This window comes from Microbulbifer elongatus (genome assembly GCF_020524885.1).
Taxonomy (GTDB): domain Bacteria; phylum Pseudomonadota; class Gammaproteobacteria; order Pseudomonadales; family Cellvibrionaceae; genus Microbulbifer; species Microbulbifer elongatus_A.
The window spans coordinates 908482-933440 of record NZ_JAIVKJ010000001.1 but is presented as its reverse complement, the minus strand read 5'-3'; the positions used below and the strand labels follow the sequence as shown (position 1 = coordinate 933440).

Annotated in this window: 16 protein-coding genes, 1 pseudogene and 1 riboswitch; of the genes and pseudogenes, 8 read left to right on the top strand and 9 right to left on the bottom strand. The window is 56.8% G+C overall.

Going from position 1 to position 24959, the window contains the following annotated elements; translation table 11 throughout:
- Window positions 1-245: 245 nt before the first annotated feature.
- Both guaA and guaB read right to left on the bottom strand, forming a co-directional pair.
- On the bottom strand, window positions 246-1823 hold the full coding sequence (gene guaA, locus LC059_RS03925; protein ID WP_226702512.1) for a glutamine-hydrolyzing GMP synthase: 1578 nt from the start codon (window positions 1821-1823) through the stop codon (window positions 246-248).
- Window positions 1824-1934: 111 nt separating this feature from the next.
- The gene (guaB, locus tag LC059_RS03920) at window positions 1935-3419 is read right to left on the bottom strand and encodes an IMP dehydrogenase (protein ID WP_226702511.1); all 1485 of its coding nucleotides are present in this window, start codon (window positions 3417-3419) and stop codon (window positions 1935-1937) included.
- Between the two features lie 160 nt (window positions 3420-3579).
- Between guaB and xseA the strand changes: the two genes are divergently transcribed.
- The 3 genes and pseudogenes from xseA to LC059_RS03905 form a co-directional block, all read left to right on the top strand.
- A complete protein-coding gene (gene xseA, locus LC059_RS03915; protein ID WP_226702510.1) occupies window positions 3580-4935 on the top strand; it encodes an exodeoxyribonuclease VII large subunit in 1356 nt (451 codons plus the stop codon).
- Between the two features lie 87 nt (window positions 4936-5022).
- Window positions 5023-7419 carry a transporter substrate-binding domain-containing protein gene (locus tag LC059_RS03910; protein ID WP_226702509.1) on the top strand — a complete coding sequence of 799 codons (2397 nt, stop codon included), beginning with the start codon at window positions 5023-5025 and terminating at the stop codon, window positions 7417-7419.
- Window positions 7403-9424 (top strand): annotated as a pseudogene (locus LC059_RS03905) (transporter substrate-binding domain-containing protein); the annotation flags it as partial. The gene LC059_RS03910 and the pseudogene LC059_RS03905, both read left to right, overlap by 17 nt.
- Window positions 9425-9662: 238 nt before the next feature.
- Here LC059_RS03905 and LC059_RS03900 read toward each other — a convergent pair.
- The 3 genes from LC059_RS03900 to pdxH form a co-directional block, all read right to left on the bottom strand.
- Window positions 9663-10640: an NAD(P)H-quinone oxidoreductase gene (locus LC059_RS03900; protein WP_226702508.1), complete on the bottom strand. Its 978-nt coding sequence runs from the start codon at window positions 10638-10640 to the stop codon at window positions 9663-9665.
- Between the two features lie 103 nt (window positions 10641-10743).
- A complete protein-coding gene (locus tag LC059_RS03895) occupies window positions 10744-13029 on the bottom strand; it encodes a TonB-dependent receptor (protein ID WP_226702507.1) in 2286 nt (761 codons plus the stop codon).
- A gap of 587 nt (window positions 13030-13616) precedes the next feature.
- A complete protein-coding gene (gene pdxH / locus LC059_RS03890) occupies window positions 13617-14255 on the bottom strand; it encodes a pyridoxamine 5'-phosphate oxidase (protein ID WP_226703180.1) in 639 nt (212 codons plus the stop codon).
- Window positions 14256-14521: 266 nt separating this feature from the next.
- Between pdxH and LC059_RS03885 the strand changes: the two genes are divergently transcribed.
- The 5 genes from LC059_RS03885 (at window position 14522) to tdh (ending at window position 20735) form a co-directional block, all read left to right on the top strand.
- Entirely contained in the window at window positions 14522-16147 is a 1626-nt protein-coding gene (locus tag LC059_RS03885) for a 5-guanidino-2-oxopentanoate decarboxylase (protein WP_226702506.1), read from the top strand.
- 138 nt (window positions 16148-16285) lie between these two features.
- Window positions 16286-17716 (top strand): aldehyde dehydrogenase family protein, encoded by a 1431-nt coding sequence (locus LC059_RS03880; protein WP_226702505.1) that lies wholly within the window; start codon window positions 16286-16288, stop codon window positions 17714-17716.
- Between the two features lie 65 nt (window positions 17717-17781).
- A riboswitch (SAM-I-IV-variant riboswitch) is annotated at window positions 17782-17890 on the top strand.
- A gap of 105 nt (window positions 17891-17995) precedes the next feature.
- Complete coding sequence (locus LC059_RS03875) at window positions 17996-18211, top strand: hypothetical protein (RefSeq protein WP_226702504.1); 216 nt, start codon at window positions 17996-17998, stop codon at window positions 18209-18211.
- A 289-nt stretch (window positions 18212-18500) separates the two neighbouring features.
- The gene (locus LC059_RS03870) at window positions 18501-19700 is read left to right on the top strand and encodes a glycine C-acetyltransferase (RefSeq protein ID WP_226703179.1); all 1200 of its coding nucleotides are present in this window, start codon (window positions 18501-18503) and stop codon (window positions 19698-19700) included.
- Between the two features lie 9 nt (window positions 19701-19709).
- Window positions 19710-20735 carry an L-threonine 3-dehydrogenase gene (tdh, locus tag LC059_RS03865; protein ID WP_226702503.1) on the top strand — a complete coding sequence of 342 codons (1026 nt, stop codon included), beginning with the start codon at window positions 19710-19712 and terminating at the stop codon, window positions 20733-20735.
- Window positions 20736-20916: 181 nt separating this feature from the next.
- On the opposite strand, the gene LC059_RS03860 is transcribed toward tdh, so the two are convergent.
- From LC059_RS03860 to LC059_RS03845, 4 genes are all read right to left on the bottom strand, one after another.
- Window positions 20917-21594: a DUF6515 family protein gene (locus LC059_RS03860; protein ID WP_226702502.1), complete on the bottom strand. Its 678-nt coding sequence runs from the start codon at window positions 21592-21594 to the stop codon at window positions 20917-20919.
- Between the two features lie 263 nt (window positions 21595-21857).
- Entirely contained in the window at window positions 21858-22070 is a 213-nt protein-coding gene (locus LC059_RS03855) for a hypothetical protein (protein ID WP_226702501.1), read from the bottom strand.
- Between the two features lie 16 nt (window positions 22071-22086).
- Window positions 22087-23328: a cation:proton antiporter gene (locus tag LC059_RS03850; RefSeq protein WP_226702500.1), complete on the bottom strand. Its 1242-nt coding sequence runs from the start codon at window positions 23326-23328 to the stop codon at window positions 22087-22089.
- A gap of 38 nt (window positions 23329-23366) precedes the next feature.
- Window positions 23367-24911: an FMN-binding glutamate synthase family protein gene (locus LC059_RS03845; protein ID WP_226702499.1), complete on the bottom strand. Its 1545-nt coding sequence runs from the start codon at window positions 24909-24911 to the stop codon at window positions 23367-23369.
- Between the last annotated feature and the right edge of the window lie 48 nt (window positions 24912-24959).

Genomic DNA, 24959 nt, shown 5'->3' with positions numbered 1-24959 from the left:
ATCCCTCTCCCTACTTTTCCTTGAGCCCTGGGAGCGCCGAGTAACCCCCTTTGATGATCTGAAAGAGAAAGGCTTGTTCGAGACGCAGGGGCTGATGGCGACCAGCACCCGCATCCTGCCACTCCATCCTGGTCGCGACATGAGGAATCTTCAACCTCCGTACAAATACTATTTTTCTCCACCTATCACTTAGCGAGATATCTTAAATTCTCAAAAAAATCCTGGCCGTTGTCCGCTGGCACTGATTACTCCCACTCAATCGTAGCCGGCGGCTTGCTGGATACGTCGTAAGCCACCCGGGAGATATTCTCGATCTCGTTGATGATGCGATTGGAGACTTTTTCAATCAGTTCGTAAGGCAGGTGCGCCCAGCGCGCGGTCATGAAATCCACAGTTTCTACTGCACGTAGTGCCACTACATATTCATAACGACGACCGTCGCCCACTACGCCTACGGATTTAACCGGCAAGAACACCACGAATGCCTGGCTGGTTTTGTGGTACCAGTCGGCGTTGTGCAGTTCCTCGATAAAGATGGCGTCCGCTTCGCGCAGGATATCGGCGTACTCTTTTTTCACCTCGCCGAGAATACGCACGCCGAGGCCCGGGCCAGGGAACGGGTGGCGGTAGACCATGTCGTAAGGCAAGCCCAGCTCCAGACCGATCTTGCGCACTTCATCCTTGAACAGTTCCCGCAGAGGCTCAACCAGTTCAAACGCCATGTCTTCCGGCAGGCCACCCACGTTGTGGTGGGACTTGATCACGTGGGCCTTGCCGGTTTTGGCGGCAGCGGATTCGATGACGTCCGGATAGATGGTGCCCTGGGCAAGGAACTTAACATCCTTGAGCTTGGTGGCTTCCTTGTCGAAAATTTCGATAAAGGTATTGCCGATAATTTTGCGCTTGGCTTCCGGCTCATCCACACCGGCGAGGCGGGAAAGGAATTCCTCTTCCGCGTCAGAGCGAATCACGCGAACGCCCATGTTGTCGGCGAACATCTGCATCACCTGGTCGCCTTCGTTCTTGCGCAGCAGGCCGTTGTCCACAAATACACAGGTCAGCTGGTCGCCGATCGCCTTGTGCAGCAGCGCCGCCACCACGGAGCTGTCGACACCGCCGGACAAGCCCAGCAGTACTTTTTGGCTGCCGACCTGCTCGCGCACCTTGGCGATAGAGTCTTCGATAATATTCGCCGGCGTCCACAGCTTTTCACATCCGCACAACTCGATCACGAAGTGTTCGTAGATACGAGTACCCTGCAGGGTGTGGGTCACTTCCGGGTGGAACTGCACACCAAAGAAATTCTTGTCGGCATTGTACATACCGGCAATAGGGCAGGACGGCGTGGAGGCCATCAGTTCGAAGCCTTCCGGCATCTGCACTACCTTGTCGCCGTGACTCATCCACACGTCCAGCAGAGAATTACCGGCGTCGTCCAGGTGGTCCTTGATATCGTGCAGCAGCGCGGAGTTACCCTCCACTTTTACCTGCGCGTAACCGAATTCGCGCACGTCACTGCCCTCTACCGCACCACCCAGCTGGTGAGCCATAGTCTGCATGCCGTAGCAGATACCCAGTACCGGTACCCCCAGTTCGAACACCGCTTGCGGCGCTCGCGGGGAACCGGCTTCCGGAACAGATTCCGGGCCACCGGCCAGAATGATGCCCTGGGGGTTGTACTCGCGGATCTCTTCATCGCTCATATCAAACGCGCGGATTTCGGAGAACACACCCAATTCGCGCACGCGACGGGCGATCAGCTGGGTGTACTGGGAACCGAAGTCGAGGATCAGGATTCGGCTGGAGTGGATATCTTGGCTCATGGCTTACTCGTAACGGTTTTATAAACGGCAAACGGACCCTGAGAGGTCCGTTTGCGGTTCACTTTAAAGTGCACTTCTGTTTTTTACGGGACACGACTGCAATTGCAGGAATTAACGACCACCCACGGGGTAGTTCGGCGCTTCCTTGGTAATCTGTACGTCGTGCACGTGGGATTCGCCCATACCGGCGGCGGTTACCCGTACAAACTGCGGACGGCTGCGCATGGTGTCCATATCGACACTGCCGGTATAACCCATCGCAGAGCGCAGGCCACCCATCATCTGATGCACGATGACGGAAATCGGCCCCTTGTAAGGTACGCGACCTTCAATACCTTCTGGCACCAGCTTCTCAGCGCCTTTACTCGCGTCCTGGAAATAGCGGTCGGAGGAACCCTGAGTGCGCGACATGGCACCGAGAGAACCCATTCCGCGATAGGACTTATAGGTACGGCCCTGGTACAGCTCGACTTCGCCCGGGGCTTCTTCGGTACCCGCAAGCATAGAACCCATCATCACCGAGTAGGCACCGGCTACGATGGCTTTGGAAATATCGCCGGAGAAACGGATGCCGCCATCCGCAATCAACGGAACACCGGTACCTTCCAGTGCCTTTGCCACTTCCGCGATGGCGGAAATCTGGGGCACGCCAATACCGGTAACGATGCGGGTGGTACAGATGGACCCCGGGCCAATGCCGACTTTTACCGCGTCTGCGCCAGCTTCCACCAGTGCAGTGGCGGCTTCGCCGGTGGCAATGTTGCCGCCGATCACGTCCACTTGCGGATGCATTTCCTTGATGCGACGCACGCGGTCGATCACGTTCTTGCTGTGGCCGTGGGCAGTATCGACTACCAGTACGTCAACACCTGCCTCGACCAGCGCCGCTACACGGTCGTCAGTATCCGGGCTGGTACCCACCGAGGCGCCGACACGCAGACGGCCGTCGCTATCTTTACAGGAATTTGGGTACTGTTCGGCTTTGTTGTAATCCTTGACGGTGATCAGGCCTTTCAGCTCGAGCTTGTCGTTGACCACCAGCACTTTCTCAATGCGGTGTTTGTGCAGCAGCTCGCGCACCATCTCCGGAGCGGCACCTTCTTTACAGGTCACCAGACGCTCTTTCGAGGTCATGATCTGCGCCACCGGAATATCCAGGTTAGTCTGGAAACGGACGTCGCGGCTGGTAACGATACCCACCAGGTCACCCTTCTCCATAACCGGCACACCGGAAATATTATGGTGGGTAGTGAGGGCAATCAGTTCGCGTACGGTGGCGTCGGATTCGATAGTGATCGGATCCTTTACCACACCGGCTTCAAATTTCTTCACCGCGCGTACCGCCAGAGCCTGTTCCTCAATGGACATGCTCTTGTGAATGATACCGATACCGCCTTCCTGGGCCAGGGCAATGGCCAGGCGCGACTCGGTCACGGTATCCATGGCAGCGGACACCAGCGGAATATTCAGGGTGATGTTACGAGACAGTTTTGTCTTCAGGGACACGTCTTTGGCAGTGACCTCGGAATAACCGGGCACAAGGAGGACGTCATCAAAAGTGAGGGCTTCGCGTGCAATACGCAGAGATTCAGACATGGACACTCAAACCTCTAGGGAGCGGGATTGGGTATCGGCGCGATTATAGCCGCATCACCGCCTGAAACAAAAGACTATTTGTGCAGGAATGGCAAATCTCTTTACCTCGGCGGCCATCCTTGCAATATTGGCCGCCCAACCCAGCCCAGTCGAGACCAAAATGCTAAACACTCCTCCCGGCGCGCCCAATCCACTCCCTACTGACGGACGCCCGGTCATGACCGTGAGCGAGCTCAACCGGGAAGTGAAGCAGCTTCTGGAGGGAAATGTGCCCCTACTCTGGGTGGGCGGCGAGATATCCAACTTCGCCGCGCCCAGCTCCGGGCATTGGTATTTCACTCTCAAGGATGCACGAGCCCAGGTGCGTTGCGCGATGTTCCGCGGGCGCAACCGCAGCGTGCGCTTTCAACCGGGCAATGGCCGCGAGGTACTCGCGCGTGCCCGGGTCAGCCTGTACGAGGGCCGGGGCGAATTCCAGTTGATCATTGAGCATCTCGAGGAAGCCGGCTTTGGCGCCCTGATGCGTCAGCTGGAAATGCTCAAGGCAAAACTGCAGGCCGAAGGGCTGTTCGATCTGGCACGCAAGAAGCCCCTTCCCTACCTGCCCGGCACCATCGGAATCATCACCTCTCCTACCGGCGCTGCGGTGCGCGATATGATCCAGGTGCTCGGGCGCCGCTACCCGGCGGCGAAGATCGAGCTGATCCCCGTGGCCGTCCAGGGCCAGGGCTCTGCCCAGCAAATTGCCCAGGCTATCGCCTGGGCTGGGCGGCTGCAGCGCCACGACCTGTTGATTGTTGGCCGCGGCGGCGGCTCTCTGGAAGACCTTTGGTCCTTTAATGAGGAAATTGTCGCCCGTGCGTTGGCGGCCTGCCCTATTCCCACCATTTCCGCTGTCGGCCACGAAACCGACACGACCATTACCGACATGGTCGCGGACGTGCGCGCACCCACACCATCGGCGGCGGCAGAGATTGCCAGCGCCAATGCTGCTGAGCTGGTGGAGCAGTTCCAGAGCCAACACGCGCGCTTACAGCGTGCGATGCAGCAGCAATTGCGACATATGCAGCAACAGGTCCAGCTGGTAGGAAATCGCATCCGCCACCCGCGGGAACAGTTGCAAAACCGCGCACAGCGCCTCGACCACCTGGAGATACAGCTGCGCTCGACCATCCGTCAGCAGGTTGCTCAGGCTCGCCAACGGCTGCAGCAGAGTGAGCGGGCCTTCTCTCAGGTGCACCCTCAGCAGCGACTCAAGCGTAGCCAGGATACGCTGCAGCTGGTCGCAGACCGCCTGCACAGGGCGGTCAAACGGCAACTCCAGCACAAGCGGGAACTGGTAGCCCATACCGGCCAGCTACTGCACAGTGTGAGTCCACTTGGCGTGCTCGAACGTGGGTACGCTATCGTGCGTGACGACCAGCAGCGGGTCATCCGCGATGCCAGCCAGGTGCGCTCCGGGCAGCGCATTCACGCCAAGCTTGCGCAGGGAGAAGTCACTGCCACTGTCGACTGACTGTTAACTGAATGGAATAACGCGATACGACCAATGGGGGCACAGTCACACTAGAATCCGGGCAATCTTCGACTTGCGGAGAAACCCATGAACCTATGGTGCCCTGCGGCCTCTTGCGACCAGCGCAATGGCGCCAAATCCTGCTATCGCATTGCATATCACGTTAGCGGCGGCATTGCGTCTATTGCAAAGTCGCTCTGCACACTCCTGCTCACCGCGGCGCTAGTGCTCATCGGCTGTGGCCAGGACACGGGCACGTCATTGCGCCAAGCGGGCACTGTGCACCCTGCTGGTGAGTCGAAGCGCCAAGCCAAAACCCACCCCATCAACTACATCGAAACCGGCGATCTCGAAGCAATCAAGAAGCGCGGCATGATCCGCTTCGTCGGGTTAACGGCGATTGAAGACGAAATGCTGCCGCGCAAATCCATCGTTACCCTGAGGCACTATGGACTCGCCCTCGAACTCGCCAACAACTTGGGGCTTGAAGCTCACTGGACCCAGGTAGGCACCCCCGCCAAAGCACTGCAGTTGCTAAAAGAAGGAAAAGCCGATGTCCTCGCCGGCAACCTCACAAGCACCGAGACTCGCCAGCAGCAATTTGGCCTGTCCGAACACATTGCCCGAAGTCGACAGCAGCTCGTCACCGGTGAGCACGGCCCGAAAATCGAAAATATCGAAGACCTTAAGGGGCAGACTTTATCGGTACTCGCGGGCAGCACTTTTGCAGACACGGCCAAGGCATTGCAGGAGAAAGTACCGAATCTGACCATCAAGGAATGGGAGATACAAGAAGCCGACGATATCGACATCCTGATCGACAAGCTCAATGCACAGAAAGATACCATCAGTATTTTTGACAGCGACACGCTGCAAAGAGCTCTCCAGTATCGCCACGACATCACGCCCGGTGCTTATGTCAGCGAAGCAGAAGACATCGTCTGGGCAGTGCGCAAGGACGCATCAAAGCTTCGCCTTAGTATCAATAACTTTTTCACCAAAAAACTGGTCAAACCCCATGAAGACCGGGGTTCAAGCTGGGCTGACATCAAAAAGTCCCGCGTACTCAGACTGCTCACCTATAACGGTCCAACCAGCTATTTCATGTGGAAAGGAACCCTGATGGGTTTTGATTACGACCTGGCGATGAAATTCGCCAAGAAACACGATCTGGAGCTGGAGGTGATCGTCGTACCTTATGACGAAAGCCTGGTTGAATGGCTCGAACAGAACAAGGGCGACATCGCCGGAGCTTCTACAACCATTACTCCTGAGCGTAAAAAAATGGGCATCGCTTTCAGCGCTCCCTACCTTGAAATTCCGGAACAGATTCTCAGCCACAGTAAACACGCAAAAATCGCAAACCTTCAGGATCTCAACGGAAAAACCGTTACTGTGCGGGCATTTTCATCATTTATCGATACTGCGAAGAAACTGCAGCAGGCCGGCATTGATCTGGAGTTAAAAATCGCAGACCCCACAGTGAGCTATGCGCAGCTGGCGAATATGGTTGCCAGCGGAGAAGTCGCAATCACCATCGCCGATGCCAATGCCGTTGAGATCGCGGCGTCGTTACACGACACTCTGGTGCCCGGGGTTATCGTCACCGATCCCCGTGAACAGGGGTGGATGGTAAAAACGGAAAACAGGAAGCTACTCGAAAAGGTCAGTGAGTTTATTCGCGAATACAGAAAGACCGACGACTACGCAAAAACGGTGAAGGCCTATTTCAAGCCTAGCGGACAATTTAACAAGAAGTTAGCGGCGCGGCTAAAGCCGGGAGAAGATCTGTCCCCGTATGACAGCCTCGTCAAAGAAGTCGCGCTCGACTATGAGGTCGACTGGCGCCTGATCACCGCGCAGATGTGGCAGGAGAGCAGTTTTGACCCTCAAGCCGAATCCCCCGTGGGCGCCCAGGGGCTACTGCAGGTAATGCCGAGAACCGCAAAAGACATGGGCTACCCACCGCCTCTGTTCGAGCCCGAAAGAGCCGTCCAGGCGGGCGTCAAATACCTGGACTGGATCCGAAATCGATTCGATTCCGATATCACACTGGAGAACCGCCTGTGGTTCGCATTAGCGGCATATAACGCGGGCATCGGCCATTTGTACGACGCGCAGCGACTAGCCAATGAACTGGGATACGACCCGCATGTATGGTTCGACAATGTAGAAAAGGCCATGCTGAAACTATCCGAGCCCCGCTATTTCAGCAAGGCGCGCTACGGTTATGCACGTGGTGCCGAGCCGGTCCAATATGTGCGCAACATCAGCAAGCTCTATCAGGCTTATACGGATCTCACCAGCGGGGATGTCACTGCACGTGCTCTACAAACCCCATCACCAGTCGCACCAAGCGCCCCCACAGCCCCGCGAACTCCCAAGACCGTGAAGACAGGAAGCTTTGGAAGCTTAATTCCTGAACACGACATTAGTATTGGTTCTTCGACAGCATTAGGCATTGGCAATGGTGAAAGGCATTAATCTAACTAGATTCTCGGCTCGGCGCCTACAAGATCTGCTGCTCCCCCTTATCTGCACGACCCTCCTGGTCTTGTCTGTCACGGCGTGCGACCGCCAAAGTCCAGATTCTGGGTCTTCAAAGCCGCCTATCTCTTCAGCACAGGAGTCTACAAAGGAGCCTGCAAAAGAGAAGGGTGCCGACGTAAAGGCAAATGCCGAGAAAGAAATTCCAAACTATGTGGAACAAGGGGACCTGCAGGCCATTAGGAAACGCGGCGTCATCCGCTTCGTCAGTATGACGGGCGACAACCAACCGATATTGCCGCGAGAAGCCATCGTAAACCAGACGCACCAGCAAATGGCAGAGGACTTTGCCAAGAGGATCGGGCTACAGACACGCTGGTTTATTGCAGAAACCCCTGAACAGGCTCTCAGAATGGTACGCGATGGGGAGGTGGATGTAGTCGCCGAAAATATGAGTATTACGCCGGAGCGAGAGGAAATCGTTGGGTTCAGCGTTCCCATCCTGCAGACTTCCGACGTTCTAATATCCGGTAAAAATGGGCCGGATATCAGTAGCCTCGAAAACCTTGCGGGTACAGAGTTTATTGTGCTCGCGGGCAGCACCTATGCTGATCTGGCCCACGACATTGTCGCCAAGTATCCCGACGCCAATCTTTCAGTTCGCGAGGTTTACCTGACCGGCGATCGAGACACACTGTTTGACATGGTAGCGGAAGTCGACAATGCGGTTACCATCTTGCACAAAAACCTTGCAGAGGAAACCCTGCAGTACCGAAATGACCTCAAAATGGGCTCCGATGTCGGGAATAAAGAAAATATCGGCTGGGCGGTCCGCAAGGATTCCGTCCGCCTTAAAAACCGCATTAATAACTTTCTTACCCGCACTCTGGTAAATGCAGTTCCCGAGCGCACCTCCCACTGGTACGCGATCAAGAAATCGGGGGTACTGCGCTTTGCCACCTATAACGGCCCCACCAGTTACTACCTGTGGAAAGGTGTATTGCGTGGCTTCGATTACAACATGGCGAAGGCATTTGCCGATAAACACAAGCTTCAGCTGCAGATCGTGGTGGTCCCCAACGCGGAGGATCTGGTGGATTGGGTGGTAGATGGCCGTGCCGATATTGCTGGGGCCTCCACCACAATAACCCAGGAGCGTATTGATCGAGGGGTCATATTCAGCACGCCCTTTATCGAAACTTCCGAGAAAATTATCAGCAACCGCAAGCTCCCCAAGATCGAGACGCTTTCCGACTTGCAGGGGCGAACGATTACCCTGCGCGCATACTCCTCATTTATTCAGACCGCCCGTACATTGCGCGAGCATGGCGTCGACGTAAAAATTCAGGTCGCGCCCCCAGAAATGTCCTATGAAGAGGTACTCAATAAAGTGGCCGAAGGCGAGTTTGAGGCAACCATCGAAGACGGTTATATCGCCGATATACAGGCGGCGTTGCGTCCGGAGCTGGTAATCGGTCTCGAGGTCAATGAGGGGCTGCCACAGGGGTGGATGATCAAGCAGGGGCACAAGGCACTGTTGCGTGAGGTCGACCGATTCCTCAAGAAGTTTAGCCGGAGCAAGGAGTTCGATAAATTGCTTGCTGCGTACTTTGAGCCGGATAAACACCTGGTGCAAAAAATATCCGCACGGGTAATCCCTGGCGAAGCCCTCTCACCCTACGACAAGATTGTTCAGACGACCGCACTTGAACACAACTTTGACTGGCGCCTGATCGTGGCGCAAATGTGGCAGGAGAGTAACTTTAACCCCAAGGCAGTGTCTCCTGTGGGTGCGCAGGGTCTGATGCAGGTCATGCCGCGTACTGGTAAAGACATGGGGTACCCGCCACCACTGTTTGACCCGGAAAAGAACGTGAAGGCAGGTATCAAATATATGGAATGGGTGCGCAAACGTTTTAAGGACCCACTCCCTGTCAGCGAACAGCTCTGGTTTACCCTTGCGTCATACAATGCAGGACTCGGTCACTTGCTGGATGCGCAGCGCCTTGCCGAAGAACTTGGTCTCGACCCCAGCAAGTGGTTCGACAATGTCGAGGTGGCCATGCTCAAGCTCTCCGAACCACGCTACTTTGAAAAAGCACGCTATGGCTATGTACGCGGGTCTGAGCCCGTAGCCTACGTGCGCAAGATCAGTAACCTGTATCAGGCCTATACCAATGTCGCCACCGGTGACTTCGTCTCGCTCGATGGATTGCCTGCAGAAAAACTGCTGGCTGCAATCAGAGCGTCAAGACAATTTTGCCAATATGGCTACTCGACTCCATCAGCCGGTGTGCGTCCGCCACGTCTTCCAGCGCAAAAGTGGCAGCGATCAGAGGGCGAACCTTGCCTTCCGCGAGCAAGGGCCAAACCTGCTTTTCCAGGTCACTGGCTATGGCCGCTTTCACCACCGCTGGTTCCGGCCGCAGGGTAGAGCCGGTCAGGACCAGGCGCTTTAGCATCACTGGCAGCATGTTGACCTGAACCTTCGCACCGGCAAGAAAAGCAATATTGACGATACGCCCATCGCGGGCAGCGAGCTCGATATTGCGGCCAACATAGTCACCGCCCACCATATCGAGTATCACATCGGCACCGTGTCCATCGGTGGCCTCTCGAATAACATCGACAAAATCTTCACTGCGGTAGTTGACCGCCCGCTCAGCGCCCAATTGTTCGCAAGCACGACATTTTTCATCGGAGCCAGCCGTCGCGAATACGCGAGCCCCCAGGGATCTAGCGATCTGGATCGCCGCAGTGCCAATACCTGAGGAGCCGCCATGTACCAGTAGAACTTCTCCATTCTTCAGGTGTGCGCGACGAACGAGGTTACTCCAAACGGTAAAAAACGTTTCCGGTAATGCTGCCGCCTCCACCATTGTGAGACCTTCAGGCACCGGCAGGCACTGTCCCTCGGGAGCAGCAACGTACTCCGCATATCCGCCGCCATTGGTCAGCGCACAGACCCTGTCCCCTACTGCACAGCGCTCTACGCCGTCCCCCACTGAAACCACCTCGCCCGCCACTTCCAAGCCCAGGATCGGTGAAGCCCCAGGGGGAGGCGGGTAAAATCCTGCTCGCTGCACGATATCGGGTCTATTGACGCCGGCGGCGGCCACCCGGATCAATACCTCGCCCGCTCCCGGGCTCGGCACTTCACCTTCGGCAACAACAAGCTTTTCCGCACCGCCATATTCTGGCAAATCGATATATCGCATTGATTGGCTCCTTTTCCTGTCCGGTGACTGTAGCGGATTCCCGCAATAAAAAAAGCCCGGCACAAGGCCGGGCAATTGATGAGGCTTGAAGACGTGAGGATTATCAGATTTCGTAGTTAAGCTCTACACCCACGATGCGGCCACGGTTGATCGGTGTAAAGGTTGAGTTGGGTCCCAGAGTGACGGGGCCAAGCATACCCGGCAACTGGGTATCGTTACCTTCGCTGACTTCATCCAGCATGTTCTTGCCAAACAGCGCAAGACGGTAATTGCCGGAATCCGGGGCGAAGCCAATACTGAAGTCCACCATTTCCACTTCGCTCAACATACCAAGGTTGTTGTCCGTGTAGGCAGACGCATCACGGTGGTTGTAGTTGATACGCGAAGTCAGAGCGCCCCAGCTGCCCAACTGCAGGTCGTGCACCATGCCCACACCGTAGGTCCAGGGGGCAAGCCGAGGGATATCCAGTGCGTAATCAGCACCGTCCACTACGCCATCGCCGGTGAGATCCAACCAGATGTCATCATACTCACCATCCACATAACCCAAGTTCATGGTAAGCAGCAGATTGTCGGTAGCAGCCGCCATCAGCTCGAACTCAGCACCACGAATGGTCGCGTTGGCAGTGTTCCGGATCAACTGAGCAACACCCGCCGTTTCACTGGGCAGGTTCACTTCCCGCTGCATATCGTCGATGGTGTTGTGGAATACCGCCATGTTGGTTTTCACGCGGCCATCAAGCCACTGGCTTTTGGCACCGATCTCAAAGCTGTTCTGCTCTTCCTGATCGGTTGGCCCCGGTGATTCGCCGAAGGCGGTATTACGCATATTGTAACCGCCACTGCGGAACCCTTTGGTCCACACGGCATAAGCCTGTGCGGTGTCACTCATCACCCACTGCATGCCCACTTTCGGGGTAAACGCGCTCCACTCCTCGCGATCACTGAAGTCATAGGTAGCACAGCCCTGTCGATCACAATCATTAAGCCCTGGAATAATCGAGGCAATATCCACCGACTTCTCTTCGCTGGAATAGCGACCACCCAGGGTAAGTACCCAGGATTCATTGAGGTCGATATCTGCCTGGGTGAAGACGCCCTTTGCAGTATGATCCTGCACGCCGCCACCAGCCATAACCAGCGCTCCGCCCAGCAGATTGCGCTCTTCGATATATTCCAGATCCTGAGAGAACCAGTAAACGCCGCTCGTCACAGAAGTATTGCCAAAGCGACCGGAGTAACGCAGCTCATTGCTCAACTGATCCTGATCAATCAGGCTGTAGGAGTGGAACAGGTGCACCGGCAAGGAGTCGATATCCCCCTCCCCTGCGGTTTCGTAATCCCGCCAGGCGAGAATATTGGTGATAGTACCGTTACCGAACGCGACATCCTGATTGTATTCTGCGATTGCCTGGCTCCAGTCGGTCTCTGCCCAACCTTCGTTATCAATCGCGACCTCAAAGGAACCTTCACTATTATTCCAGTCGGTAACCCCCACGGAAGAGGCGATTGCCTGAGAAAAATCCCCGCGGTTTTGTCCGATGGGGCCATCCGCATCCACGTGGCCAGATTCCAGGCGCACAATCAGATCAGCAGATTCCCCGATATCCACAGTAAAGCTCGGGCGTACAAACCAGGTAGTGGACGCCCCCAGGTTATCATTGCCGTTAGCCTTGTTTTCAAACCAGCCCTTGTCATCGCTGTAATAGGCAGTCATACGGCCGTTGACGGATTCGCTAATCTGGCCGGAAACAGTAGCTGCCAGGTTGGTTTCTTCCTGTGCGGTGGTGGAAAACCGCACTTTACTCATAAATTCTTCCGTCGGTTTCGCGGTTTTCACCACCACCGCACCACCGGTCACGTTGCGACCGAACAGCAAGCCCTGGGGCCCCCGCAGTACTTCGATGCCCTCCAGATCGAACAGGTCCAGAATGACACCGGCATTGATACCCATATACATGCCGTCGACAAAGACACCCACCGTGGGGTCAATGGAGGGAATCGAGCTGTTCACACCTAGACCACGCACGGTAAAGTTGGCGGTACTTTTGATGGTGCCCGCATCATCCATCTGCACATTTGGCATTTTGAACGCGAGACTTTCCAGGTCGCGTGTCTGTAGCGCTTCCAGCTGGTCACCGGAATACGCTGTGGCCGCAACCGGCACATCCTGCAGACGTTCAGCGTCACCGCGTTTCCGCGCAACAACCTCTACCTCTTCCAGCAGGGTGTTAATGGAGTTCTCCGCCGCGTGGGCGCTGCCTACGCCACAGGCCAGCGACATTGCCGCGAACGAGCAGGCCGAAGCCAGAGCCAGTTTCCTGTTTCTGCCGCTGGCAGTTTTCAGGGTGAGTGATGGTGCATTGAAAGCGTCAGGTTTGCTTCCCATGTTTTCTCTCCATTGCATTGAGTTATTTTTATGTATTTTCCAGCAACAGAACTAACGCGACCGGTACCACTTGCCGCCACCACTGGCGACCCGATCAGCTACCGCGCTGTTTTCTGCTGACGCCAATCCTGATGCCAGCAGTGGAAATGCTACAAGAGGTTTTTCCGTTACAAAAGCTTATTTTGTCGAGAAATTCATTCTATTTATCCCCATTTACCTAAAACACTACTGCGGGAATAACCGGAAAAAAGTGACTCCACCGTCACCCTTATACAGCGACCAGAATTCGTTCCAAAATTTCTCCAATTCGCCACCCGGGTAGCAGTGTCAGTGAATTTGATCCCATAGGTAACACTAGAACGACCGTACCAAATCAGGAAGACGAATATCAGCTATCCGTCTTACCTATACCCAAATACCACGTCTGATACTGACCTGGTGACAGTAGCGAGTGTGTGCCGGGATATATCGGTGCGCCATAACCTCATCGGTAATGTTCGCGCGCCAGTAGATAGCAGTATCGGTGAAGGGGGATAGACCAGCGGCACCCATTTGGGGCACCGCTTTTTAGCGGCTAGCAGAAAAGATTAGGGACTCAGGCGCTCCACCTGCCACTCCCCATCATCGAGCGAGCGATACAAGAAACGGTCGTGCAGGCGCGATGCGCGCCCCTGCCAAAATTCCACTGCGTGCGGCTCCACCCGATAACCACCCCAGAAGTCCGGGCGCGGCACGTCCTGACCATCAAATTTCTGCCGGAATGCCTCAAAGTTCTCCTCCAGCACCTGCCGCGACACAATGGCATCACTCTGGTGGGATGCCCACGCGGCAATCTGGCTGTCGCGCGGACGGCTGCCGAAATACGCATCGGCCTCAGTATCAGTCACCGGCGCCGCCACGCCGCGAACAATTACCTGACGCTCGAGAAAATGCCAGGGAAACAGCAATGAAACCTTGGGGTTGGCGGTAATATCCCAGGCCTTCTGGCTTTTCAGATTGGTGTAAAAAACAAAACCGCGCGCATCAAAGCCTTTTAACAGCACAATGCGCTGTGACGGTTGCCCGCCAGCATCCGCAGTACTCAGACACATCGCACTTGGATCGGAAATATCCGCTTTCACCACTTCCTCAAGCCACAACTCGAACTGGCTTATCGGATTTTCGGCAAGGTCGCTTCGCTCCAGTCCGCCCTGTAGATATTCACGTCGCCACTGATCAATTTCCATCGCTGTCATGTCCTTACTGCTCATTCACGAATATTCTGTCGGCAAGTTTACGCCCTAATATCAAACCCCGGTATGCCAATTCCCAGTATGCCAAATCCCAACTTGCGCAATTTTCCCCGTCACAGCCTGTGACTACACTCAATTATCCAGCGTATTTCCCACCGGAAACGCAGACTCTGCGGACGCTTGCAGGCTGGTTTCACCCCGGCTAGGCTCCGGCACAAATCAGATAATACAACCCACATCGAGGGAGCCGGGTACCGCCAATGCAGACGGCAGACAAACACGAAAATCAGAACCCTTCCTGCGCCCAGGTGCTGATGCACCTGCTGCGCCAGTACGACGTGGATACCGTTTTTGGCATCCCGGGCGTCCACACCATCGAACTCTACCGGGGCCTGCCTGGCAGTGGCTTGACTCATGTCACGCCACGCCACGAACAGGGCGCCGCGTTTATGGCCGATGGCTACGCCCGCGCCAGCGGCAAACCGGGTGTTTGCTTCCTGATCACAGGACCAGGCGTCACTAACGCGGCGACCGCCATGGCCCAGGCGTACTCCGACTCGATTCCCATGCTGGTGATCAGCGCGGTAAACCGACGCGAAGACCTGGGGATGGCACGCGGGCGACTGCACGAGCTGCCCCGCCAGCAGGACGTGAGCCGCGGCTTCTGTAGCTGGCAGCACGCCCTGACCAGCGCCGAACAGCTGCCCGAAACTCTGGCCCGCGCGTTCCAGGTGATGGGTGGCGGCCGCCCCGGGCCGGTACATATTGAAATTCCCATCGACCTGTTCCCCGCTGAAATGCCCGGGAAATTGAGTGACTATCGCGCAGCCCCCGCCCCGAGCTTGCCGGGCGCAGGCACCGATGCCATTGCAACAGCGTCAAAGTGGCTGGGCGAAGCCAGCAACCCGGTGATTCTGCTCGGCGGTGGCGCCCAGCAATGTGAGACCGCTGCGACCGAACTGGCGGAAAAACTCGCGGCACCGGTTTTCGAATCCCTCGCCGCCAAAGGTATTGTGGACGAAAACCACCCGCTTTGCGGGGGCGCCAACCTGAGTTTTGACTGCGTGCGCGAGCGCGTGGAATCTGCCGATGTCGTGCTGGCCGTCGCCACCGAACTGGCGGAAACCGATCGCAATCTGGTGCGCGACAACTATCAGTTCAAGGGCAAACTGATTCGCGTGGATATCGATCCGGCACAGCTCGTTTGCAACGCACAACCGGACCTCGGCATCTGCGCTGACGCGGAAGCGACCCTGACCGCTCTCGCTGCAAATGTGCCCGATGCCGGCGAGGCCCGTCGCCAGGACAGCGCCGCAGAAGTGGAGTCCTTGCTCAATGCCTGTCGCAGTGAATGGTGGCCCGGTTCCGAAGACCGCTTCCCCTGGGTGCAGGCCCTGCGCGATGCCCTGCCCTCAGACGGCATACTGGTTACCGACTCGACCCAACTGGCCTACAACACCAACCATGCCCTGCCGCTGCATCAGGCCCGCAGCCATATCACCTGCACCACCGGCTACGGCACCCTCGGCTTTGCCCTGCCCGCCGCCATTGGTGCGGCACTGGCCAGCCCGCGTCCGGTAATCGGCTTGATCGGCGACGGCGGCATCATGTTCACCCTCGGTGAGCTGGCCGCGGCGGTAGAACAGAAACTGGCTCTGCCTATCCTGGTCTGGAACAACTGTGGCTATGGTGAGATTCGCGATTTTATGGATGCGGCCGCAGTAGAACAGGAGGGTGTGAATCTGCATGCACCGGACTTTGTCGCCCTCGCCCGTGCATTTGGCGCGGAAGGCTGCCGTATCGAAAAGCCGGAGCAGCTCGATGCCGCCGTTACGGAGGCGTTCGCACGTAAAGGTCCGACGCTGATCGAAATTACTGCTCCGTAAAACTACCGCTCCGTGAGGGGCAGGAATAGAAGCTATTTTGTCGGCCGATACCCCAGTGAAGCACTATCAATCGCACTTTATGTAGCGATGTCGGCCCAGCCACGCATTACTACTGAATTACTACCGGAAATGGACGCAATGGATTTAACGCAACTGAAGACCAAGCAGCTCTATATCAATGGCGAATGGCGCGACTCCAAGGGTGGCAGCCTGCACCCGGTGATCAACCCCGCCACCGAAGAAACCCTGTGCGAAGTGATACAGGGGACCATGGAAGATGTGGACGATGCGGTTGCCGCGGCGAAAGCAGCATTCAAAGACTGGCGGCACACCCGCGCCGCCAAGCGCCAGGCGCTGATGCACGCCATCGCCGATGGCATGGAATCTCGCAAGCAGGACCTGATTGATGCCGTATCCCAGGCGCTGGGCTGCCCGCCCCATATCACCGAGTGGTTACATGTGGATGGCCCCATCTACGCCATGCGCTACTACGCTGACCGCGCTGCAGTAATGGAAGAAACGGAAAAAGCTGGCCACTCCGTGGTACTGAAAGAACCTGTGGGTGTATGCGGTTTTATCACCCCGTGGAACTACCCCCTGCACCAATTTGTTGGCAAAGTGGCCCCGGCCCTCGCCGCCGGCTGCACCATGATCCAGAAACCCTCGGAGATCACACCGCTGCAGGACTACGTGATGGCGGAAATCATCGACGCCGCCGGCCTCCCGGCTGGGGTATTCAACCTGCTGCCCGGTGCCGGCCCCATTGTAGGTGCCGCGCTGTCCAGCCACGTGGATATCGACATGGTGTCTTTCACCGGCTCTACCCGCGCCGGCATTGAAGTTGCCAAGTCAGCGGCTCCAACGGTCAAGCGAGTCTGCCAGGAACTGGGTGGCAAATCGCCGTTGATCATCACCCCCGATGCCGATCTGGAAACCGCCGTGCGATGGGGCTGCGAAGACGTATTCATCAACAGCGGACAAACCTGTACCGCGCTCACCCGCATGCTGGTTCCGGCCGAGCGCTACGAGGAAGCGGTCGAAATTGCCAGGAAAGTTGCTGATGAAGTGGCCATGGGCACCGGCAGCAACGACTTTATGGGCCCTCTATCCTCCGCCCGCCAGCGCGACATCGTGCGCGGCTATATCGACAAGGGCGTAGCCGAAGGCGCGCGTCTGGTTGCCGGCGGCAGCGAGATCCCAGAAGGCTTTGCCAAAGGCTTCTATGTCAAGCCGACCGTGTTTGCCGACGTTACCAACGACATGGCCATCGCCCGCGAAGAGATCTTCGGCCCGGTGACCTGCATGATCCCCTACAAGGACATGGACGAAGCCATCGCCATCGCCAACGACACCGAGTACGGCCTCTCCAGCGGCGTCTGGGCCAAGGACGCGGAAGCGGCCATGCCCGTTGTGCGCCGTATCGAAGCCGGCCTCTGTTTCGTCAACGGCGGTGAATTCAATTACGACGCGCCGTTCGGCGGTGTGAAGCGTTCCGGCAACGGCCGCGAATTTGGCGCCGCCGGCCTGGACGAGTTTATTGAACTGAAATCCGTGCAACTTCCCACATAAAACTCTGACGCGCCGCCGCCCGCGGCGGCGCTGTTGACTGCCCGTTCCCCCACCGCTATCTTTGCTCCCGACATCAAGAGAGTGGCTGACGCCAACGCCAACCTGCCTACCGGGGCAAGGTGGTTTCTCGTCACAGAATGTAACTGTTTACAGCCTGTGAAGAGGATGGGGCTCTCGCTGAACCAAATCGGTTACAGCGTTGCAATCCTACCGGGATGCGATTTTTAACTGACGAATCGCCTCTTCCGCCGTCAGCCCTCCAGAATTTTTGGAGGGAACATGTCCGAATTACAGCTATCCAGCACCGACGTTATCGAAATTCAGATCGCACCCCAGCGCAGCCGCACGGCCGTCCGGGCAGTAAAACGCAGCGATCGACAACTGCTGTGGCAACTACTGTTCGACACAACGGAAGACGCGCTGGCCTTTGCTACCCACTGCCGCGCCAGCGACGCACCGGTCACGGCCCACAAGGCCTGTGAACTGGTGGGATAACCGAATTAAACGTGTCGGCTGGGCAATCTCGTTATAAGACAGTGCCCAACCTACACTTACGGCTGAATTTTCAACGTTGGAGAACCAACGTTTTGAGCTTTATGCGCAGGTGTCGGTGCCGGGTGCGCCCTTGTGAGACCGTCTGCGGCCAGGACGGCCGCAGCCGAGCCCCCATGGATGGGTCTACGGCGTGTCTCACAAGGGCGCACCCGGCACCGCCAATGAAGCTGTTCATGCCTGCTCTATTTCTCTACTGCCAAAAGCACTGACAGGAGCCAATAAAAACGCCATGTCCAAGCCCGAGCAATTTTTCCAGCACCTGCGCGACGAGCTGAAACAGATCGAGGCCGATGGCCTCTACAAGCGCGAGCGCATCATCACCTCGCAACAGAGCGCAGAGATCCAGGTCAACAACGAAGACCAGGTTCTCAACTTCTGTGCCAACAACTACCTCGGGCTCGCCAACCACCCCGACCTGATCCAGGCCGCCAAAGACGGTCTCGACCAGTACGGTTTCGGCATGGCCTCCGTACGCTTCATCTGCGGCACCCAGGACATCCACAAAGCTCTGGAATTCCAACTGTCTGAATTCCTGCGCACCGAAGACACCATCCTTTACACCTCCTGTTTCGACGCCAACGGCGGCCTGTTCGAAACACTGCTGGGCCCGGACGATGCCATTATTTCCGACGCCCTCAATCACGCCTCCATTATCGACGGTGTGCGCCTGTGTAAAGCCAAACGCTTCCGCTACGCCAACAACGACCTGGCCGACCTCGAAGCGCAATTGAAAGCCGCCGACGCCGCTGGCGCCAAAACCAAACTGATTGCTACCGACGGCGTCTTCTCCATGGACGGCGTCATCGCCGACCTCAGAGGCATTTGCGACCTGGCGGACAAATACAACGCACTGGTGATGGTCGACGACTCCCACGCAGTAGGCTTCCTCGGCCAGCACGGCCGCGGCACCCACGAGTACTGCGACGTGGTGGAACGTGTGGACATCATCACCGGCACACTCGGCAAAGCGCTCGGTGGCGCCTCCGGCGGCTTCACCTCAGGCCGTAAGGAAATCATTGACCTGCTGCGCCAGCGCTCGCGTCCCTACCTGTTCTCCAACTCCGTTGCCCCGGCCATCGTCACCGCCTCTCTCAAGGTGCTGGATATGCTGGTGGAAGGCGGCGAACTGCGCGATCGCCTGCAGGAAAACTCCCAGTACTTCCGCCAGCGCATGACCGACGCCGGCTTTACTCTCGCCGGTGCCGACCACGCAATTATCCCGGTGATGATTGGCGACGCCGCTCTGGCCCAGAAAATGGCTGACAAAATGCTCGAGAAAGGCATCTACGTTGTTGGCTTCTTCTATCCGGTAGTACCGAAAGGCCAGGCCCGCATTCGCACCCAGATGTCCGCCGCACATACCCGTGAGCAGCTGGACCGCTGTATCGATGCATTTATTGAAGTCGGTAAAGAACTCGAGATTATTTAAGCAGTAGTTATGAAAGCATTATCCAAGCTGAAATCTGAACCCGGCATCTGGATGACCGATGTCGAGGTACCGGAGCCAGGTCACAACGACCTGCTGATCAAGATCCGCAAAACCGCGATCTGCGGCACCGACATGCACATCTACAACTGGGACGAATGGTCGCAGAAGACTATCCCGGTACCCATGGTAGTGGGCCATGAATATGTGGGTGAAGTGGTTGGCATGGGCCAGGAAGTCGCCGGCTTTAAAGTGGGCGATAGAGTGAGTGGCGAAGGCCACATCACCTGCGGTCACTGCCGCAACTGCCGCGCCGGCCGCCGCCACCTGTGCCGCAACACCTACGGTGTGGGCGTGGATCGCCAGGGCGCATTTGCGGAGTACCTGGTAATCCCGGCACTGAATGCGTTCAAGATTCCCGACAATATCTCCGACGAGCTGGCGTCGATTTTCGACCCGTTTGGCAACGCCGTGCACACCGCCCTCTCGTTCGACCTGGTGGGTGAAGACGTGCTGATCACCGGCGCCGGCCCCATCGGTATCATGGCCGCCGCGGTGGCCCGCCACGTCGGTGCGCGTCATGTTGTCATCACCGACATCAACGATTACCGCCTGGAGCTGGCAAAGAAAATGGGCGCGACGCGCACCGTCAATGTCAGCAAAGAAAAGCTACCAGATGTGATGAAAGAAATCGGCATGACCGAAGGCTTCGATGTGGGCCTGGAAATGTCCGGTGTAGCAGCCGCTTTCCGCGATATGCTTTCCGCCATGAACCACGGCGGCAAGATTGCCATGCTGGGTATTCCCCCGGGCGAGATGGCCATCGACTGGAGCCAGGTGATTTTCAAAGGCCTGATTCTCAAGGGAATCTACGGGCGGGAAATGTTCGAGACCTGGTACAAGATGGCCAGCCTGATCCAGTCCGGCCTCGACCTTTCGCCGATCATTACCCACCAGTTCTCTGTTGACGAATTCCAGACCGGTTTTGACACCATGGGCTCGGGTGAGTCTGGCAAAGTAATTCTCAACTGGCAGTAATTTTCGTTAGTAGAATATTCAGCGCACTTTAAAGCCTCGGCAGGTGTCATACCGCCGAGGCTTTCGCGACCCCGCCCCTCGCTGTATTCGAGCATCCGTGCCCGGGTGATTTCCCACACCTCATCTTTCCAAGACTGCAGTAACAAGCCGGCTAGTTGAGTCTCTCAGACTAAACCGGCTGCTAGTAATAACTCATGCACCGCGCGTGCTCGTCCTGGTAGCTGCCCGGCTCGCGCCGGTAGGGGCCAACCTTGGCACGACGCGATTGATCTCTAGCGATGCGACGGCATGTCGACCGAAGCTCCTGGTAAGTTTGACCACCGATGTCGTCGCGAAAACGGTAGCGCCCGTAATAACCCCAGTATTCACTGCGGTAGCGGCCATAGTAGCCACCGCCGCGATACGCAGTCGCAGGGGGTGGGTAGACCTGTCGCAATTCGGGAGGTGGAGGCGCTACCGGCGCAGGAGTCGGAACCGGAGTTGGCGGCGCAAGTGAGGTAATTCTCTGCGGCGCGCTGTAATAATCGCGCCAGCCATAGGGCGGAGTTACGACCGTAAAATCGTCACCGTCAGGTTCGTATACGAAAAAGGTGCCTCTGGAGGATACGTAGTAGCGCTCCCCCCCCATGGTGAAGGTACCGCTGCTACCGGGAACATTCGGCACCCGCGCACCCAGAGGGGATTCCACTCGGATAAAACCACCTTTGGTCGGCCGATAGAAAGATCCCACCCAGTAGTGATACGTCTCGCCGTTTATAAGAATTTTTGAGGCTCCGTTGGGCAGGGATCTCACCCGCTCCTCTGCCCACGCCGGCAGCGCGACGGCAAAGCTGAACAGAAATGCAATGGCATAGCGCATGGCGACCTACCCTCTGTTGCAAAGTACCGGAAGCTTACTGAATGGCTGAGCTCTTTCCCAATCCTCGGGAAATAGAAAGGACATACACCAACAGCACAAAGATGGTGTGCCGCCGGCAAAGGCCGAAGAAAATCTTAACTACTGTCCGGAAACGGTTGACCACTACATTGGTAAGATTTGGAAAATTAGCCTCCACCGCATCACATTACTACCAACCTCGATACATCTATACTAAAACAGACCATCAAACTCAGGGTCTCTGCCTATTCGCAGCCTGCTCTCGATAGCGGCACTTGCACATTGAAGTGAGTGGTCAGGGGTGCACTAAAAGAACAGAAAGAGGTGTAGTAACCATGCTCAGGGTAATCGGCGTACTTATTTTTGCCCTGATCGTTCTCGGCTTGGCTGGCCATCTGTTTTACAAAAACAAAAGCCGTAACGAAACCAGCCAAGTCCAGCCCCAATGGCAGCACCATATAGTCACTCGCGAGATCACAGGCCCAGTTTACGCATCAGCCGAGTGCTCGTAGTGCCCTGCACCAGCAGGGAAAACAACACCACCCCGAAAACCATCGACTGCACCGTCCACCAGTAGGGTAGCTCCGTCGGCAGCGACAGTACCAGCGCTACCGCGATCACCCCACGCAAACCACCCCAGCTCAGAATCAACCGCCAGTTTCTTGGAATTGGTGGTCCTACAAAGCGCGCAAGTGGCGACAGCAGAAACACCGACAAACCGCGTGCACCTATCGCGGCAACAATCGCAATAATCATCGCCAGCCATTGGTCGGTAAACATCTCGAACGTGATCACCAGCCCCATGATCACAAAGATCAACGCATGGAACAGTAAGCTCAACCATTCCCAGGTCGGCGCCGCATGCGCAAGATAGGTCTCCTGTTGCTCGCGCAAACATGCCCTGGCAACAATCGCGCAGATCATGACGGAGAGGATACCCGACACCCCGATCACATGTTCTGCCAAATAGAAGCTGCCAAACGCCGCCAGCACCAGCACCATCAGCGCCGCGCCCGCCGAGCGTAAAAACAGGATGACAATCGCCGTGATTAGCCCGCACAGGGTGCCCACGGCGAGTCCGCCAAAGAACAGCACCACAAAATACAGCGCGAAACTCCCAAACCCTGCGACAGTTTCCCCGGTGGCTACAGCCCCCTCCATCACGCTGTGACTGGCTACGCCGAGAACAAAAGAAAACAGAACGATGGCGACCGCATCGTTAAACAGGCTTTCCCCTTCAACCAGTGTCAGCAACTCTTCATTGGCGTGACTTTGGCGCATGCGAGCAACGATTGAAACAGGGTCAGTCGCGGCGAGAATGGCACCGGTGAGCAACGCGGCAACCCAGGGAAAACCAGTGGGGTGGTGAATACCGTAATAGACCAATGCGGCCGTCATCAGCCAGCAAATAGTCACTCCGAGGGTCGCAAGCAAAAGAATCGGTCCCAACCAACGAAAAAGGATATCCGGATCGATTTTCCAGGCGGACTCAAAAATCAGTACCGGCAGGATGACAAAAAACACCAGCTGGTGAATATTCTCTGCGCGCAGCCCGGTGTCGTAGTCAAATACCGGCAGCAGGACACCGGCGAGCACACCGGCAATAAGGCACCCCAGCGTATTATCCCGCTTCAGCACACGGGCAATACCCATACCGACCACCGCAGCAACCGCCATATACAGGCCTTGCCCTACCAGAGTGGTAACCCCTTCCATGGTATTTTCCCCAAGTCAGTATTAACGGGTAGCAGCTTTCACTTAACACCGCGGTCCGATGCAATCACCGATTTTGGCTGCACCTCTGGAACAACGTCGGACATTGGTACCGGCACACCGCGCTCACCAATTACTTCTACATGGGCACGGCGCAACAGGCGCGGTTCCGGTACACCGCAGGAGTGGGCAATGGTGCCTACTTCGTACGCCATATTGTGCGCGTAGTTATAAACACGTTCGGCTTTGTCCATGGGGTCCAGCCCCTGCTGCAAATCCGGATTGTGCGTGGTAACTCCCGTAGGGCAGGTATTTTTGTTGCACTGCATAGCCTGAATACAGCCCAGGGCAAACATAAATCCCCGCCCGCAGTTTATAAAGTCCGCACCCATCGCCAACGCCCAGGCGACCATCGAAGGAGTGAGCAGTTTGCCCGCGCAAATAATCTTGATCCGCTCACGCAGTCCATATTGGGAAATCAGATCCACCACCAGCGGCAGGCTGCGGTTGAGTGGCAGGCCCATATAATCCATCAGACTCTGTGGCGCCGCGCCACTGCCGCCATCAGCGCTGTCGATGTTGATAAAGTCTGGCGCCGACTCGGGACCGCGCCGCTGAATAGCTGCGCAGAGATCGTGCAACCAGTCACTGCTACCGATCACACACTTGAAGCCGGTAGGTTTTCCGGTCACTTCACGGATACGAATGATCATATCCAGCAGGCCATCCACATCGTTGAATTCCGGGTGGCCATTGGGGCTGATGGAGTCCATTCCTACCGGTATGCCACGCACGTGGGCTATTTCCGGTGTTACCTTGACGCCCGGCAGTATGCCGCCCTTCCCTGGCTTGGCACCCTGGGAGAGCTTCAGTTCGAACATTTTCACCTGATCGTGCGCTGCTACCGCCTTCAGTTTTTCGTCGGATAACAATCCTTCCTCGTCACGCACACCGTATTTGGCGGTGCCGATCTGAAACACGATGTCACAGCCGCCGGACAGGTGATGGGTAGAGAGCCCCCCCTCCCCGGTATTCAGCCAGATTCCGGCCTTGGCAGCGCCGCGAGAGAGTGCGGTCACCGCAGGTACCGACAGCGCACCAAAGCTCATCCCGGAAATATTGAATATGGAACTGGTGGTATAGGGGAGGCGGGCAACTCCCTCGCCGACGGTTACTTCCCGGGGTGGTACCGCATTCTTGGCCAGTGTCGGAAAGGGGTGGTTGAGGAATACGATATCCCCGGGTTGGTTGAGCGGCCTCGTTGAGCCAAACGCGACAGTGGAATCCACGTTTTTCGCCGCCCTGTACACCCAGCTGCGCTGGGCGCGATTGAACGGCATTTCCTCGCGGTCCAGGGCAAAGAAGTACTGGCGGAAAAACTCCCCCAGGTGCTCGAACTGGTAGCGGAAGCGCCCCAGTACCGGGAAGTTGCGCCGCACCGCTTGCTTGGTCTGACTGATATCCGACAAATACAGGTAGACCACATAAAGCACAAGTATCACAAGGGCGAAGGCAAACACGAGGGCAAAAATCTGCAGTACACCTACCGCAAATGCTTTGATGGTCGTGACAGCGTCGAGATCCATTACTTCCCCTTTCTAATCAATGCGATGAAGCCTGATCCATTATTGCGA